This is a genomic window from Streptomyces sp. TBY4, assembly GCF_024213195.1.
GTDB lineage: Bacteria > Actinomycetota > Actinomycetes > Streptomycetales > Streptomycetaceae > Streptomyces.
Window position 1 is genome coordinate 99355 of record NZ_JANAVF010000019.1, and the last position, 13266, is coordinate 112620.

Genomic DNA, 13266 nt, shown 5'->3' on the forward strand with positions numbered 1-13266 from the left:
GGGTGGTTGGTCTAGCTGGGCTGGCAGGCTGCGCGGATGGTCTCGGCGGCGTCGTGAGGCAGGCCGGTGAGGGCTCCGGTGGCCGTGTATCCGGCGAAGACCACCTCGCCCTGGATCAAGTGCGGCAGTGGAGCGGCGAGTTCGTCCACGGCGCGGGCGGCGTGGATGTTGGGTTCCTGCCAGTCGCGGTGGGCGCGGGCCAGGATCACGATGTCGGGGTCGGTGGGCTGCCGGATGAAGTCGACGGCCTGGATGTTGTCCAGGAGGGCGCGGCCGATGATCCGGATCTGCTGGCTGTGGACGGTGCCGATGTCCAGCTCGCGGATGTTGCCGTTGAGGTCGATCCGCAGCGCGATCTCCGGTCCGGTCACGGTGTGCTCCTCCTGGTTGTGGCTGGTGGCTTCCCCCTCAGCTCATATCTAAATTCTACTATGCTTGAGGGGGGTGTCAATCACATCGCCGCAGGTCAGGGGTGGGGAAGCTAGGTCATGCACCAGCCGGAATCGCAGCCGACATCCATCGGCAGCTCCTCCTGTGCCGCCGTCACCGCCTCTGCCAGGGGGCGGCCGGTCCGTGTCAGGAACACCGGGTCGCGATCCAGGGCGGCCCGCCGGGCGATCAGCGTCTCCTCCAGCTCGCAGGCGCGCTCGAACAGCACCGGCCGGTCCCGGAGCAGCTCCGACCAGCCCGCCAGAGACTTCAGCGGACAGAACCAGCACGCCGACTTCGACGGAAGTTCGAGACCCTCGTCGGCAATGACGGACAGGCAGTCCGTCCGGCGCATCCGCAGGTCCAGCAGGGGGTAGGTGATCCGCTCGTACTTCTCGACGTGCCGGTTCGAAGCCCGGCTGATCTCGTCCAGGGAGATCCCGATCCCCACCTCCGCGGGCGCACCCGGGCCGGCGCCGCGCTCCCTCAGCCACCTGCCCGTCACCGAGATCTTGAAATCCTTGGTGCACGAGCGAGTCCCCGGGGCCCCGTTCGACATCCGCACGGGGATCGGCAAGGACCGCGAGCCCGGCCGCATCAGCCGCCCCCACAACGTCTCACGCCGCCCCGAACGCGTGACCCGATCCAGGACATGCAGGTCGAGGCCGTGCGCGCGGGCGTACGGGGCGGCGACCCTCTCCACATAGTCGAGCGTGCGCGGGTCCTCGCTGTCCGCGCCGACGTTGGCGAAGAGGAAGGTGCGGTGCGGAATCTGGCGGCGGGCCGCAAGGACCATCAGCCCCATGCTCTGGGCGCCTCCACCGAAGCTGATCGCCTTCACGCTGCCACGACCTGCTCGAACAGCTGCTGCGTCCGCCGGATCCCGGCGATGATGCGCGCCTTGCCCAGTATCTCGTCCCGGTGGGCTATCACGGCGCGAGCCTGGGCCTGGGCGTCCTCGACGGCGCGCGGGTTCGCCAGAGCGTCATCGCAGGCCACGGTCACCCGCATGCCCATGCCCCAGACGATCATGTTGACGGCCGCGCACGCGGCGGCGATCTTGTCGATGTCGACCATCGACCACTGGAAGTCGGCCGGGTCGAAGCCGAGACGGCGAAGCCGCTGGGCGGCCGCGCGCAGCAAGCCGCCACTCCCGCCGGCCGGGTCGTAAATGTGCTGGCCTGCCTCCGGCTTCTTCGCCTCCATCGACACCATGACCGCCACCTCGGCCAGCCCGTCGGCCACCGACGCGGGGGTGTGGTACTCGCCGAGGCCCTGCTGGGCGCTGTTGCTGCGCAGCAGCATCATCACGTGCGACAGGGTGTCGGTGTGGGTCCGCTCGTACGGGTCGGCATGCCCGGTCAGATCGAGGATGCCGCCCTTCAAGGCGGCTTGCGTGACGGCCCGGACGGCGTAGATGCGGTGTTCGTCGACGGTTCTTCCGTCGTTGAGCCACTCGTGGAGGATGCGGGCCCGCTCGATGAGATCGGGTCGGTGTGCCCAGTGCTGCGCCCAGATCTGGCGGTACATCTCGATCAGCTCGCCACCGTTCAGGCCGAGGATCTGCGCCTTGAGGTCCGGTCCGGCGGAGTCCTTCTGCCGCACAAGGGCGAGAGCGGCCACGAGCCCGATCGGAACGGCGATGTCCGGGCCGCCGTGTGCCCGGTTCCACGCCCCGGTGACGGCCTCACCGAGGGCGAAGGCCTTGGCGTGGAGATCGTGCGTCCCTGTGGGCTTCGGCTTGGGCTCGGACGGAAGTGGCGGAGTCGCGGCAGCGGTTGCGGTGGGAGCGGGCCGCGGAGCCGGGGCCGGTTTGGCCGCGAAGGTCTGAGGCACCGGCGAGGTCTCGGGCTCGGCGTTCGCGAAGAGATCCAGTTGCAGGGACACGGCTTCTCCTTGGTGAGGGGGTGCTGAAACGGGTCGCCCCGCCCCGCCGGGGAGGCGGGGCGGGTCGGGAGCCGGAAGGAGTCCCTTCCAACTCGTATCGAAATTCTACTATGAATAAGGGGAGGGTCAACCTCCCCGAAATGGGCTCGGGCAGGTCAGCCCTCGTCGACCCAGACCATTCCGTAGGGGGTCTGCCGAAGCATCGACATCGCCGCCTTGTGGATGTCCTCCTGCATGGCCACCCAGTTCACCGCGCCGAAAGTGTCGCGGTACGCCTCGATCTCCCACTGCTGCGGGGAGCCGTTGAGGCTGGCCATGATCTCCGGGAGGCCATCCCCGTGCCCGATCAGCCGCTCACGGAACTCCGCGTGCGCGTCCGTCAAGAGCTCCCGCCATGCCTCGTCACGGGGGCCGCGCCCGAGGTCGGCGCCGGATGTCCAGCCATGGAAGGCTGATACCGCACCGACCTCCCGCAGGGCCGCCCAGGCGACCGCCCTCTCCTTCGAGCGGAGGACCGGCACGTACGTCAGCTCGTACAGCTGCGCCTGCGGCCAGTCGTCGCCGGGCGAGGTCGTGCTCGCGGCGTCGTGCGGCGCCGCCGCCTCCGAACGCGCCCAGCCGCGGGCGCCCATGCGGCGAGCGGGCACGATGCTGCGCCACTCCAGAGAGGTGTCCGGCTTGCGGAAGCGGGCGCGCCATACGCCTCCCGTCGGCGCGGCGTCCCGGCCGGCGCCGCTCACCGCCCGCCCTCCAGGAGGGTGATCTTCGCGTCGAGCTTCGTCTTCCACCGGCTGTACGCTGCCGGGTCGCAGGTGCGCAGCTGCTCCATCAGCAGCACAGCCCTGGCGGCGTGGGTGCTGCGCTCCCGCGGGGTCACCGGCACGTGAACCCCGGAGGGCCACGAGGGGACCTCGGAGTCCGGAGCGGCCATGGCCACGCGCCAGTTCAAGTTGGCCTCCAGAAGCCCAGGCGTCTGGGAGGTGATCGGCTCCGCCTCCATCGCGTTGAGGAAGTCCGAGTGCGCGGGCATCTCGAGGATGGGTCCGCCCGCGCAGTTGTCGGGCATCTCCACCCACACGCGCTGGCCGTACGTCGGATCCGGCGCGACCTCCAGTACGTATCGGTTGTAGGCCAGCCATGTGCCGCAGGTGGTGGACAGGTACAGGACGCTCACGCGGTCGCCCATCTTGTACGGGGTCATGTGACTGCTCTCGGGTCGGGGCGGGTCAGGATCGGGGGAAGGCCCTCAGTGCGGCACGGCCGCGCCGGGCTGTGGCCGGGCAGGGGCCGAGCAGGTGTTCCGTGAGCGCAAGGGCCTTCGCCTGCTCGCCGTCGTTGTGGGCGAGGAGCAGCAGGTGGGCGGCCGCGAAGAACTCCTGCGCGGTGACGGCGTGACGGACCCGGCAGGTGCAGGAGCCGCTGTCAGTCGAGGTGAGGGCTTCCAGGAGGCGAGGGAACTCGGCCTTCGGGGCGCACCCGGAGTGCCTGCCCGGCGGCTGGGCTCGCCGCAGGTGGCTGTAGAAGCGGACGCCCTGCCAGCCGCACAACATGCAGGCCACGGGCCAGTTCACATCGGCCCCCCGGGTATCCCCCCAGTGGGGCCCATCCCAGGGCGTCGATACGGGCAAGGGCCAGCGCGGCGGAGGTCACGTTGCGGGGGCTGGGCGGGAGTTCGAAGAGGTGGGCGTTCAGGTAGTCGGTATCGGGCATGCGCGTCTCCCTGGAGTGGATGTTTGGAGGGCGGCGAGGGGGTGGTGGAAAGGGCCACCCCCTCGCCTTATATATGAATTCTACTATGTATGAGGTGGGGTCAAGCCAGCTCAACCCACCGGGCAGCCCTCTACGTGACCGGCTTCTCCGCGGACGCTGGGGCGGGCTCGATGGCGCGGACGATGCCGCCGTCCCGGTGGACGGTCCAACTGTTCCGGAAGGCGTATCCGTGCTCGATCAGCAGCTCGGCGATCTGAGATTGCAGCGTTCCCGACCACTCGGGCGCGATGCACGTCGGGTCCACCGGTCCCGGGATGGTCACCGGCGGGTGATCCCTGTGCGGCTGGCCACGGCCGTTGAGCCACGTGACCCTCCCCACGCGCGAACCCGGCCTGCATTCGAGCTTGATCCGCTTCGGGCCCGCGGGGGCACTGCGCTGCTTCGGCTTCTTCGCCTTCGCCGCCGCCTGCGCCTCGCGGATGAGGCCGGCCGGGGCCGCCTCCGAGGCTTCGCGGGCGGACTTCGTGCCCGGCACCACGCCGTCCGCGAGGAAGACGCGCATCGCCTCGCCCGGGCATCGCCCCTGCACCTGGGTGTAGTCCGCGGAATGCGACCCGACCCGACCGCCGTCGAACGTGGCGTCCTCCAAGGTCATCACCCGCTTGGGGGCCAGCCGCAGATTCCAGGCGACCGACAGGGTCTTCGGGTTGACCCTTTTCACCTCGTACCAGGAGTTGAGGTAGAGCACGAAGTCGCCGGGCGCGAAGTCGTCGGGCTCCCAGAGCTTCACCCCGTCGGCCTTCGCCTTCTCGATCACCTCCTCCCAGTGGGCGATCTCCTCCTTCAGGTCCCGGACGTACCGGGAATGCCGGTCGCCCGTGTCCCAACCCTTCTCGGCCGCTTCCGAATGGTGCCGAGCCTGCTGGCGCAGGTCGGCGCGCAGCTTCTCCAGCCGCCGTAGGGTGCGCTGCGGGTTGTTCCGGTGCGTCTTGAAATTCTCGGCCGCCCGGGTGCGGTCGGCCCAGTAGCCGGCCCGGTCGGCCTCGGCTATCCCGGCCCGCATGTTGCTGTCGATCCGCGCGGCGTCCCGGCGGGCGCGGCCCTCGCCGGAGTAGCCGACGGGGATGGGCTGGCCGAACGGGATGCGCCTTGCGATCTGGCGGGCCGCGTCGAGCCGGGCCCCGGAGGAGAGGCTGGCGCGGTCCGCGCGGTCGCCGTACCTCTCGGCGCGGTCGTCGGCGCGCTCCTCACGGTCGGCCTCCGCCTCCTTGAAGGTGCGCCGGGTGTCCTCGTCGATCTCGACCGTGACCTCGTGACCGGCCTCGCGGAGCGCGGCGGCCGCGCTGTTGATCCGCCAGGTGTCGGCCTCCTTGTCCCGGGACTGGCGGATGTAGAGGCTGCCGAGGGAGCGGGAGAACCAGAAACCGTGGTCCCGGACGATCTCGAAGACGCCGTCCCCCTTCCGAGAACCACTGAGAAGCGTGCCTTCGAGGCGAGTATGGGAAATCGTGATGGTCACGATGAAGTTCCTTCCGATCCGATCTGGGTGAGTCGGCCGACGGGGTGCCAGCCTGCGTAGAGGATGTGGATGACGGGGTCGTCCGCGGTGAGCTCGCACAGCGTTCCCCAACGGTGGGCCTGGACCTCGGTCACGAAGAAGGCCACGGTGTCCCCGGCCTGGTCACGGACGTTCTCACCGTCCTCCTGGCGTAGCCACACGCGGGACCCGGCGTTCATACCGGCCACCCGTCGGACATGTGGACCGCGAGGGTCAGGGTTGCGACGAGCGATATCTCCAAGTCGTCCCGGTCGAAGGCGAGTGACTGGGCGACCAGGAAGTGAGGGCCGATGCGGTGCGCGAAGTGGGCCCGCTCGGTCATGCCGGCCCGAGCTGCTGCGTCCGCGGCCTCTGCCAGGTATGAGGCGTAGCGCAGGGCATCGTCCTCGGCCTCGCCGAGGAACGCGCCGCGGGCCTCCCACGCTGCCTGGAGGAGCAGCGTCCGGCGCGTCTCCGGCCCGGTGTGCTGCCACAGCTCCAGCAGCCCGCCGTCCTTCGCGAGCTCAAGAGGCGTACGGGGTTCGGCGGGTACGCGCAGGAGCGTAGCGGCCGTGATCAAGGCGGTGCGGGTCGTGTAGAGGTCGAACACCTCTGGCTCCATCCGGGGTTGTAGGTGCGGGCGGCCCGCAGGCGTCGCGCCGGTCACTGGTCGAAGGGGATGAGCGCGGTCATCGCCAGGGACAGCTGGTGGGAGACCTCAAGGTCGGGGCCGAAGGCGAGGAGGTGAGCCAGGAGCATGGCCTCGTGCTTCGTCTCTACGAAGTCCTCGGCGCTCCCCGCCGGGTTGGCTGCGGCCCAGGCCCGAGCGGCGGAGGTCAGGGCGTCCGCGAGAAGGGACTCATCGGTGCCGTCCTGCACGATTTCGACGGAACGAGCCGACCAGCTGATCAAGAGCAGGACGGTCTGGCGGTCCTCAGGGGACAGCCCCCACCAGGTCATCCGCATCTGCGGAACAGCAGCGAGCAGCCGGTGGGCGTGGGGGTGCGGGCTGGCTGCCAGGTTCCGGGCCGTGTTGCGGAGCTGTTCAAGGAGTACGGCAGTCATGGGGCTACTCGATTCCGGGCGTGACGGGCGTGGTGTCGGCGAGCTGGCCTTCGATGGCCCAGCGGGGGTGAGGGTCATCGGCGGGCACCGCTGCGCGCGCGGGACGGGTGCACGAGGCGGGCCGCAGCCATCAGGTTTTCGGCCTCGCACCGACGCCCGAGCTGGAGGAGCGCGCCGACCTCGAACATCGTCAGCCAGCTGCAGGCCGGTATCGCGGCGGCGAACTCCTCGTAGTCCTGGCCGTGCTTGTGGCCCGGCCGGCGCGACCAGGCGCGGCGGGCGACGGTGTGCGCCAGGGAGGCGGCGCTCTGGGTCTGCGCGTTGCTCAGGTTCAGCGTTGCGATGATCTCCGCCGTCCCGAGGAGCGGCAGGTGCTTGAAGGACATGTGGTTCTTCCGAGTCCAAGAGGTGTGGGCGGCGCGCCCGTGCGGGCGCGCCGAGGGGTTCAGTCGTTGGCCCAGCCGAAGAACAGCCAGCCGTTCTCGGCGCTGGACGTGGTGACCGGCAGAGCTCCCGCCGGTCCCCACTTGTCGTCGATACGGGGGTCGTTGGCGGAGATGAGTTCCAACGCCCAGCCGATGGCGTAGGCCTCGGAGCGGCGGACGTCATCGATGACGACGTAGTGGTCCTTCTCGGCGATGGATCCGCTACAGCCCCCGGAACCGTGCTCGTGCAGGGCTTCGTTGCGGGTCTTCATGAAGGCCTTGGCTACGTCGTCTCCGGTGACGACGTCGAAGAAGGTGATGGCGCCCATCGGGGTCTCCAGGTGGTGTGGCGGGTGGCGGCATGGCGCGGCCCGCCCCGGTGGCGGGGCGGGCCGGGGAGAAGTGCGCTCAGCGGATACGGACGCGGCTGCGGTTGGTGCGCATCGGGCTCGCCGGGCGGCACAGGGCCGGGGCGGGAGCGCGGCGGACCTCGGCCAGCAGCCGGTCGACCGGGTTCAGGACGGGTGCCGGGGCCGCCGTGACGTTCGCGACCGCTTCCTCGAGCACCTCGATGCGGATGGTCGGGAACTGCTCGCTCCAGCGGCTCATCGCCTCGCCGTCGGCTTCGTCCAGCCCGGCGGCCACGGCGAACTCCGCCCACTGGACAGCCATGTTGACCGAGGCCCACGTGAGCGTGACTTCCGCCTGCTGCTCGGTGATGGCGTAGTTGCGGGCGACGTGCAGGACGGCGATCGGGTCGGGGATCGGGATGCTGTTCACGGGTTTCCTTCCGGCTGGTCATCGGACGGGGCTTCCCCCCTTCCTTGTATCTAAATTCTACTATCTTTAGAGGGGGTGTCAATGCAAAGCCGCAGGTCACAGGCCCGATGTGTCGACGCTAGGCTGCGGCTGGCGCGGCCTTGCGGGCGCTGAGTGCGCCCCGTTTGCGGATCGTGGCGGCCCCCGCGGCGCGGGACTCTGCACGCTGCGCTGTCACGCGGCACTGCCCACAGAGGGGCTCGCCGTTGCGCCTGTGCCCCTTGACGCCGCTGCTCTCCCCGCACACGCCGGCCCGCGAGGGCAGCCCCTTCGGGAGGGCCGGCGCCGACGCTGCCGAGGCGACGACCCTTCCGTTGATCCACACCCGCGCGGAGCACACGCCATCGAACTGCGAGCCCTGCGGCCGAACCCGGTCGTAGCATTCGGCCAGCACCGGGCAGCCCAAGCAGGTGCGCACCAGGGGCTCGGTGAGCTCGCCCAGCTCCTTGGCGGACTTGCGGGTGGCGGGAGGGTCGAAGACGAACTCCTCGACGCCGACGCACGGCGCCAGGTCCATCCAGGACGTCGTGGCGGTCGAATTGATCACGGCTGGCACCTTCTCGGCGGGCGGGCGGGGCGGTTGGGTCAGAACAGGGCGGGCTGGGGGTGCGGCGCGGGCGTGATGGCCTCCTTGGCCGCCGACGCCCTCAGGGCCAGGCGTGCGGCGGTGCGCGACCACGGCTCGTAGGCGAGGGCCCGCCACGCCTCCGGGTCCCGGAAGGGGGTCGGTCCGCGGTGGTAGGCCCGCTCGTGCCCTCCCTCGTCGTCCACGGCCTGGCGAAGTGCTCCGTAGCGCACGGGAGTCAGGCGTTGGTCGATCAGTTCGGAGGCGTCGACCCAGGCCACGAGGCCCGACCTGATCCCCGCGGGTGCCTCGACCTCGTAGGTGAAGCCGCGCGGGGCCCGGGTCCAGGTGCACAGGGCTCCCGCCTCCGGCTCGCCGGGCACGCGGCGCATCCGTAGCCGCCGGCCGGGGTCCAGGAGCTGCTGCTCACCCCACTGGGCGCGCTGGTAGTTGTACGGCAGGTCCACGAACGCGGCGAGCTGTGCCGGAGTGAAGAAGTCCCGGACTGCCATCCGGACGTCGTCACCGGTGAGCGCCGTGCCGACAGCCGGGGCGGCGGCGGGAGGCTCCATGAAACTACTCCAGGTGATGAGTAGTGGCCTATTTCTAGGCCACTACACGCGGTTGAAGGGTCAGGCGTACTGGAGCAGGCGGGAATCGGCGAACTCCTGCTCCCGTACCTGCTCAAGCACGGCCGTCAGCGCGAAGCTGACCTGCCAGGGCATCGCGGTCATCGACAGTCCGAGTCGGGGCCGGCGGTCGGTGAACTCCCGTACGGAGACCAGCGTCCACCCCTGCGTTCCCTGCTGCTTCTGTGCTGTGACCTGGAAGTGGTCGACGTAGAGGTGGATCGTCGGCCGCCGGGTGGAGCTCTTGACGTGGATCTCCCAAGAGCGGGTCAGGGCGTCCACCAAGTACTCCGGCGTCACGGTGGCGCGGCCCTGGCTGATCTGAGGCTGGTTCATGCGTTCTCTCCAAGAGGCATCGCGGGCCCCTCCCGCGTTATCTAAATTCTACTACGTGGGGTAGGGGTGTCAATCAGGCGACGGCGTCAGGATACAGAAAGATCGTGGCCTATTTCTTGTTCCGGGGGTTCACCGAAGCCGAGGCCTCCTTCGCTGCCCGCGACCGCACACGGATCTCCGCGATCGCATCCCTGGCCACCGACGACAACGGCGCCCCGTCGGAACGGACTTCGTTCAGCACCTTCTCGTCTCGGGCCCGCTCCCGCGCACGAGCCGCCTCCTTCTTCGCCCGCTCCTCATCCGCCCGCTGCTGACGAGGGCTCGTCCCGCAGCCACGGCAGGACCGCCCACCGCCCTCCGGATGCGCCGAGCACCGCCCCGGCTCCTGCGGCGCTGCCGGGGTCTCTTCTGCTGCGGCAGCGGGCTCCCCAGCAGCGCCAGCTGCGGGGGTTGGGGGGTTCTTCTTTGAGTACTTGCTCTGGTTACTACCTATAACCCCGGGCGAACCAGCGGCCGGAGAACCAGACCCCGGCGAACCGAACCCCGAAAACCCGGTTTCGGTGCCGACCTCACCCTCAGCCCCCGGCCCGGCCGGACTCGGCCCCGCCGGAGCCGGGCCCCCGGCCTTCCGCCGGCGTGCCGCCCGCCGCTGCTCCGCCTCCCGGAACTCCTCCGCCGCCCACTCCTGCGCCTGGTCGTAGACCTCGGTGACCCGATGGAACGTGCCGTCCGCCAGGCGCTCGGTCACCACCCGGTAGTACCCGGCATCCCGCAACTCCCGCAGCGCCGTCCTGACCGCCTCGATGCCCTCCTTGCCCGCCTTCGAGATCCGATCGGCGGCAACCTTCCACGAGTCCGGCTTGGCCAGCAGGTACGCCAAGATGCCCCGGGCCCGGAAACTCAACCGCGCATCCTCGAGCGTGGCCGTCGGCAGCACGGTGTACCCGGTGCTGAGGTGGCGGCGAAGAATGGTCACGGGGAGCCTCCAAGGGCATATGAGCGGTGTAGCTGGGTGCGTTGGGGTCATCCGGCCGCCCCGCACACGCGAGGCGGCCAGGGGTGCCATCAGGCGGCCGGACGGGCCTTCGAGACCTTGATCGACCGGGGCGACTTCTTGCCCGGCGCCTTGCGCATCGGCACCGTCATGCCGGCGCGGCGCATGATCCGGACCATCGCCTCCTGGTCGGGAACCATCGGCACGGCAAGGTCGGCGTCCTCGAACGCGCCGACCATCGCCTCGACGTCGGCCTCTTCCTTGTCCTTGCCGCCCTCCCACCCGAGATGGTTGGGGCCGTAGTTGCCCTCAGGCGAGTCGTCGACCATGGCGCGGACGAGCTTCTTCACCTGCTCCGCCTCCCTGCCGCGCTCGCGGGCACGGACGTAGCGGTCCAGGGCCTTCGCCCGGTCCTCGTCGTCGTGAATGAGCAGGGTCTGTGCTGGAGTCCCCGGGGCCGCGTCGGGCCAGCACGCGGACAGGAAGGCGCAGTTGTCGCAGATCGCGGACAGCTGCGGCCCGTCATGGTCGCGGCGCAGCTCCTCCGGAGCCGGGGCCTCGATCACCCGGTCCACCCACCAGCGCGCCTCCGCCGCCAGCCACTGGTCGAACGGGAACTCCTCGACGTGCTCCTCGCCCGTGTCACGGTTGACGAACCGGAAACGGATCCGCTCGACCTGGACCGGCCCGAGCCGGTGCAGGTACCGCTGACCGGGGATGTCCGCGAAGCCCACCGTGCACAGCAGGCTCGCGTACAGCAGGACCTGCCGCATCTCGGCGGCCGTGGGCCCGAAGCGCACGACCCGGTCCCAGATCCGGCCCGACTTCGTCTTCACGTCCTCGACCGTCAGTTCCGCGGCGGCAACCTTCGGCCGGTGCCGCTTCGGGAGGCGCCCGGCTGTCGCCGCGTCCAGCTGCACGACATCGATGTGCCCGCGGATCGTGTCGTCCTGGACCGTCCGCTCCACCAGCCACCCGTACTCACGCCGCGCGTCCTCCAGCAGGCCCGTGTGGATGTACGTGCCGAGGATCGCGGTCTTCTTGTCGGGGGTGTTGGTTCGGGGAGTGCCCGCCAGGATGTACCCGGCCCGGCGCATGCAGATCGTGTCCGACGCCCCCAGCTGGGTCTGTACCGACCGGGGCCGGCGTGCATCGGCGGCGTGCGCGGCCTCCCAGATGGAAACCTGCGAGCGGGCGCGGGGCCTTATGGCCGTTGTGGTCATGAACAAGCTCCAAGAGGTGCGCCGGGCCCGCCCATCGAGGCGGGCCCGGCGAAGCGAGGTAGGGGAGGGGATCAGGCGGCTTCGTGTTCGTCGAAGGCCGTTCCCGGCGGCGGCTCCTCGCCGTCCTCGGCTGCGGCAGCCCGCAGGCGCGCGGCATCGCTCGTCGGGTCCACGAGCGGCTTCGGGTTCTGCAACGCGACGGCCTTTTGCTCGATGGAGGCACGGATCACCAAGATCTCCTCGCGGCTGAGGTTCTCGTTCCCCTCGATCTGCTTCCACAGCTTCTTCAGCTCGCCCACGCCGGCAGCGGCCGCCTCGTTGACCTTCGGCAGCCACGCCTGCGCGAGGTCACCCGTCAGTTCGGGTGTCGCCCTCGGCTGGTTGTGGATCGCGCAGCCCATCCACCCGAACACCAGCTGCTCGATGGTCAGGTCCGGTGCGTTCTTCGGCTCCCCGCCTCGCGGCACCTCGAACTTCAGGGAGCGGGCGCCGATGATCTGGGGGTCCTCGTTGCGGCGCAGCCGAACCCAGACCGTCGAATCGAAGGCGAGGGACTTGTGGCCTTCAACCCGCCAGTCCTTGGTGCGGGGGATCGGGTCGCCGTTGCCGTCGACGGCAGTGACCTCCTTGCCGCGTGCGAGAAGGATCACGATGCCCGGCATGGTGCGGACGAGGTACATGACCTTGTTCCACCGCTCGGCGGCGTCGTTCCACAGGTTCATGGACGGCTTCACCTCGGCGTCCGGGTCCTTCCGCAGCTTGTTCTGGCCCGAGATCGAGCGCCTGGCCCGCTCGTTGGTCCAGTTCACGAGCATCCGCCACAGCATCGACACCGAGTCGATGACGAGGACCACCGGCTTCTCCTTCGCGGCGGCCGCCCGCTTCGCCTCGGCGTGCACGGCCTCGATCTGGCCGAGGATGTCGCGGTAGCTGCCGTTGTGGTCGATGAGCAGGTAGTCCGCGCCGGGCACGTTCACGTACTCGTCGGCGGTGTCCTCGCCGAGCTCCAGCCAGTACGCCTGTCCGGTCTTCTTGGATCCGGTGAACGTGGCGGCCGTGTGGCTCTTGCCGGCCTTCTCCTCGCCTTCGAGGAGGATCACCGGCCAGGGGATGACACCGGTCGGCTTTCGGGTGCGGAGCTTGGGGACGGGCTGGGTGGGCATGAACTACTCCAAGAGGTGTTATGTGTAGTGGCCTATTTCACGCGCTGCGGAGACCCCGGGTCTCGAACGCGGAAGACCATTCAGGGTGCCGCTCAAGCAGGAGGCGGGCGTAGCGGGACCGGTAGTCGTTGTTCAGCTTCCATGCGTCCCCGCAGGTGGCCCTGCCGTACTCGTAACGCAGGACCTCGAAGAGCATTCCGATACCGACGCGCCTCAGGCCTCGGTCGACGCAGTCGGCGGTCATGGCTTCCAGCTTCCCGAGGATCCAGGGGTTGAGCTGGTGGAACGCCTCGAAGCGATCCTGGATACTCAGCGGCTCGCCGGCCCGGTCCGGGTGACGCAGCGGCGCCATCGGCAATTCGAGCTGCATGGAAGTCATGAACTTCCCCCCTCTTGTAAGTAGTGGCCTATTTCTACGTCACTCCGGCGCGATGAACCAACCGCACCACCCTGCCTGTATCGCAATTCTACTACCCTTGGAGGG

The 13266-nt window shown here is 69.6% G+C and carries 20 protein-coding genes; all 20 read right to left on the reverse strand.

Annotated features, from left to right (window positions below):
- Positions 1-11: 11 nt before the first annotated feature.
- The 20 genes from NLX94_RS32910 to NLX94_RS33005 all read right to left on the reverse strand — a co-directional run bounded on the left by NLX94_RS32910 (position 12) and on the right by NLX94_RS33005 (position 13161).
- Positions 12-371 (reverse strand): hypothetical protein, encoded by a 360-nt coding sequence (locus NLX94_RS32910; RefSeq protein WP_254386796.1) that lies wholly within the window; start codon positions 369-371, stop codon positions 12-14.
- A gap of 110 nt (positions 372-481) precedes the next feature.
- Positions 482-1270 (reverse strand): phosphoadenosine phosphosulfate reductase, encoded by a 789-nt coding sequence (locus tag NLX94_RS32915; protein WP_254386797.1) that lies wholly within the window; start codon positions 1268-1270, stop codon positions 482-484.
- Positions 1267-2316 (reverse strand): N-6 DNA methylase, encoded by a 1050-nt coding sequence (locus NLX94_RS32920; protein ID WP_254386798.1) that lies wholly within the window; start codon positions 2314-2316, stop codon positions 1267-1269. Before NLX94_RS32920 ends, NLX94_RS32915 begins: the two co-directional genes overlap by 4 nt.
- Before the next feature lie 155 nt (positions 2317-2471).
- Positions 2472-3056, reverse strand: coding sequence for a hypothetical protein (locus NLX94_RS32925; RefSeq protein WP_254386799.1), 585 nt, complete (start codon positions 3054-3056; stop codon positions 2472-2474).
- Positions 3053-3517, reverse strand: coding sequence for a hypothetical protein (locus NLX94_RS32930; protein WP_254386800.1), 465 nt, complete (start codon positions 3515-3517; stop codon positions 3053-3055). Before NLX94_RS32930 ends, NLX94_RS32925 begins: the two co-directional genes overlap by 4 nt.
- Before the next feature lie 25 nt (positions 3518-3542).
- Positions 3543-3887, reverse strand: a complete 345-nt coding sequence (locus tag NLX94_RS32935; RefSeq protein ID WP_254386801.1) for a hypothetical protein — start codon at positions 3885-3887, stop codon at positions 3543-3545.
- A 269-nt stretch (positions 3888-4156) separates the two neighbouring features.
- The gene (locus NLX94_RS32940; RefSeq protein WP_254386802.1) at positions 4157-5545 is read right to left on the reverse strand and encodes a DUF3560 domain-containing protein; all 1389 of its coding nucleotides are present in this window, start codon (positions 5543-5545) and stop codon (positions 4157-4159) included.
- Entirely contained in the window at positions 5542-5763 is a 222-nt protein-coding gene (locus NLX94_RS32945; RefSeq protein WP_254386803.1) for a hypothetical protein, read from the reverse strand. The genes NLX94_RS32940 and NLX94_RS32945 overlap by 4 nt, the downstream gene beginning before the upstream one ends.
- Complete coding sequence (locus tag NLX94_RS32950) at positions 5760-6185, reverse strand: hypothetical protein (RefSeq protein WP_254386804.1); 426 nt, start codon at positions 6183-6185, stop codon at positions 5760-5762. The genes NLX94_RS32945 and NLX94_RS32950 overlap by 4 nt, the downstream gene beginning before the upstream one ends.
- Positions 6186-6226: 41 nt before the next feature.
- Positions 6227-6628: a hypothetical protein gene (locus tag NLX94_RS32955; RefSeq protein WP_254386805.1), complete on the reverse strand. Its 402-nt coding sequence runs from the start codon at positions 6626-6628 to the stop codon at positions 6227-6229.
- A 74-nt stretch (positions 6629-6702) separates the two neighbouring features.
- Complete coding sequence (locus tag NLX94_RS32960) at positions 6703-7014, reverse strand: hypothetical protein (protein WP_254386806.1); 312 nt, start codon at positions 7012-7014, stop codon at positions 6703-6705.
- Between the two features lie 59 nt (positions 7015-7073).
- Complete coding sequence (locus tag NLX94_RS32965; RefSeq protein WP_254386807.1) at positions 7074-7382, reverse strand: hypothetical protein; 309 nt, start codon at positions 7380-7382, stop codon at positions 7074-7076.
- Between the two features lie 79 nt (positions 7383-7461).
- Positions 7462-7833: a hypothetical protein gene (locus tag NLX94_RS32970; protein ID WP_254386808.1), complete on the reverse strand. Its 372-nt coding sequence runs from the start codon at positions 7831-7833 to the stop codon at positions 7462-7464.
- A 118-nt stretch (positions 7834-7951) separates the two neighbouring features.
- The gene (locus NLX94_RS32975) at positions 7952-8419 is read right to left on the reverse strand and encodes a hypothetical protein (protein ID WP_254386809.1); all 468 of its coding nucleotides are present in this window, start codon (positions 8417-8419) and stop codon (positions 7952-7954) included.
- Positions 8420-8457: 38 nt separating this feature from the next.
- Positions 8458-9009, reverse strand: a complete 552-nt coding sequence (locus NLX94_RS32980) for a hypothetical protein (RefSeq protein ID WP_254386810.1) — start codon at positions 9007-9009, stop codon at positions 8458-8460.
- A gap of 60 nt (positions 9010-9069) precedes the next feature.
- Positions 9070-9402: a hypothetical protein gene (locus NLX94_RS32985; protein WP_254386811.1), complete on the reverse strand. Its 333-nt coding sequence runs from the start codon at positions 9400-9402 to the stop codon at positions 9070-9072.
- A gap of 109 nt (positions 9403-9511) precedes the next feature.
- Entirely contained in the window at positions 9512-10378 is an 867-nt protein-coding gene (locus tag NLX94_RS32990) for a helix-turn-helix domain-containing protein (RefSeq protein WP_254386812.1), read from the reverse strand.
- A gap of 89 nt (positions 10379-10467) precedes the next feature.
- Positions 10468-11619: a hypothetical protein gene (locus NLX94_RS32995; protein WP_254386813.1), complete on the reverse strand. Its 1152-nt coding sequence runs from the start codon at positions 11617-11619 to the stop codon at positions 10468-10470.
- Between the two features lie 71 nt (positions 11620-11690).
- Positions 11691-12782: an AAA family ATPase gene (locus NLX94_RS33000; RefSeq protein ID WP_254386814.1), complete on the reverse strand. Its 1092-nt coding sequence runs from the start codon at positions 12780-12782 to the stop codon at positions 11691-11693.
- A 37-nt stretch (positions 12783-12819) separates the two neighbouring features.
- A complete protein-coding gene (locus tag NLX94_RS33005; protein WP_254386815.1) occupies positions 12820-13161 on the reverse strand; it encodes a hypothetical protein in 342 nt (113 codons plus the stop codon).
- Between the last annotated feature and the right edge of the window lie 105 nt (positions 13162-13266).

Excerpts from the sequence above, each read along its gene's own strand:
- NLX94_RS32930 (WP_254386800.1), bottom strand. The coding sequence starts at position 3,517 with ATGACCCCGTACAAGATGGGCGACCGCGTGAGCGTCCTGTACCTGTCC.
- NLX94_RS32960 (WP_254386806.1), bottom strand. The coding sequence starts at position 7,014 with ATGTCCTTCAAGCACCTGCCGCTCCTCGGGACGGCGGAGATCATCGCA.
- NLX94_RS32950 (WP_254386804.1), bottom strand. The coding sequence starts at position 6,185 with ATGGAGCCAGAGGTGTTCGACCTCTACACGACCCGCACCGCCTTGATC.
- NLX94_RS32980 (WP_254386810.1), bottom strand. The coding sequence starts at position 9,009 with ATGGAGCCTCCCGCCGCCGCCCCGGCTGTCGGCACGGCGCTCACCGGT.
- NLX94_RS32965 (WP_254386807.1), bottom strand. The coding sequence starts at position 7,382 with ATGGGCGCCATCACCTTCTTCGACGTCGTCACCGGAGACGACGTAGCC.
- NLX94_RS32955 (WP_254386805.1), bottom strand. The coding sequence starts at position 6,628 with ATGACTGCCGTACTCCTTGAACAGCTCCGCAACACGGCCCGGAACCTG.
- NLX94_RS33000 (WP_254386814.1), bottom strand. The coding sequence starts at position 12,782 with ATGCCCACCCAGCCCGTCCCCAAGCTCCGCACCCGAAAGCCGACCGGT.
- NLX94_RS32985 (WP_254386811.1), bottom strand. The coding sequence starts at position 9,402 with ATGAACCAGCCTCAGATCAGCCAGGGCCGCGCCACCGTGACGCCGGAG.
- NLX94_RS32995 (WP_254386813.1), bottom strand. The coding sequence starts at position 11,619 with ATGACCACAACGGCCATAAGGCCCCGCGCCCGCTCGCAGGTTTCCATC.
- NLX94_RS32945 (WP_254386803.1), bottom strand. The coding sequence starts at position 5,763 with ATGAACGCCGGGTCCCGCGTGTGGCTACGCCAGGAGGACGGTGAGAAC.
- NLX94_RS33005 (WP_254386815.1), bottom strand. The coding sequence starts at position 13,161 with ATGACTTCCATGCAGCTCGAATTGCCGATGGCGCCGCTGCGTCACCCG.